Annotated in this window: 1 protein-coding gene; it reads right to left on the bottom strand. The window is 74.5% G+C overall.

The window, feature by feature from the left end; all coding sequences use genetic code 11:
• Positions 1-717: nSTAND1 domain-containing NTPase (locus MTQ10_RS30600; protein WP_374117730.1), on the bottom strand; the 717-nt coding region annotated here is incomplete at its 3' end.
• Positions 718-1,218 lie beyond the last annotated feature (501 nt).

Here is a 1,218-nt window from a genome sequence, read left to right as displayed (position 1 = left end):
GGTGCGGGGGCCGCGCGGGGCGGGGACGGCCGAGGCCAGCTCCGGTATCCGGCGGGTCAGCTCGGCCAGCGGATCGGCGCCCGGCACGAGCTGCACGATCTCGCGGTCCTCGGCGTCGGCCTGTAGCGCGGGCACCAGACCGGCGTTGAGCAGCGAGGACTTCCCGGCGCCCGACGCGCCGACCAGCATGACCAGCCCGCCGCTCTCCTCCGCCGAGGCGAGCAGGGCGACCAGCGCGTCGGTGCTGCGTTCCCGCCCGTAGAACCAGCGGGCGTCCTCCCGCCGGTACGAGGCGAGCCCACGGTACGGGCAGACCGCGTCCGGCACCTCCGCCGGCGGGCCGGTGTCACCGGTCACCGTCTCCTGCCGCTCCCCGGCCGGGACGGCGACCGCCAGCTCCCACAGACGCTGCCACTGGGCCAGGTCGTACAGCCCCGGCGAGACCGGCACGGGCCGCTCCCGGCGGGCCTCCGGGATGAGGATCTGAAGCACCGCGGCGAGGGCGGCGAACTGCGCGGGCACGTTCCTCGCGCGCCGCCAGTCGCTGATCCGCTGCGCCGACACCCGCACGGGCCGCCCGCGCTCGTCGACCCGCTGCAACCGGCCGACGGCCTCGGACACCCGCTTCAGGGGAGGGTTGCCGGCCTCCTTGTACAGCAGCGCCAGCCGCTCCGCGAAGGCCGCGCGTGCTCCAGAGCCGGAACCCGGGGTCTGCAACTCCTCACCTCCACACCTGCCGGACTGTCGGGACCGGTCCTCCGGACCGGACATCCGGACCGGAAAACTCACTTTATACGGCTGACCTGCGGCAAAGGCTTTCTCCGGGGAACCGGAACCTCCTCGCCGCAGGGCTCACCTGGCAGGATCCAGACACAGCGGCGAGGCAGCCGCGGCCCGTTCGCGCAGGCCGAGGGCGCCACGCTCGGTGAGCCGGCGGCACGGTTTCCGTCACCGGAGCCAGGTCTTCCGCGTTCCCCGCCTTCCGGGCGGAACCGGCCTCCCGGCCGGCGACACCGCCCCGCGGTTTCGGCACCGGTCCCCACGAGGGGAGGGACCGGTGCCGACGAGTGTCCGGGGGCGTGTCGTAACGACGGGCGTCCGGGGCGGGTGTACGACGGGCGTCCGGGGTGGGTGTACGACGGGCGTCCGAGGCGTGTCGTACGAAGTCGAGGATCACGTTCGTACGGCGGAGTGCGCCCACCCCGGACGCCCGTCGTA

The organism is Streptomyces sp. XM83C, from assembly GCF_023072675.1.
GTDB classification, from domain to species: Bacteria; Actinomycetota; Actinomycetes; order Streptomycetales; family Streptomycetaceae; genus Streptomyces; species Streptomyces thermocoprophilus.
The sequence above is the reverse complement of the archived record's forward strand: the minus strand, read 5'-3'. Positions and strand labels throughout refer to the sequence as shown.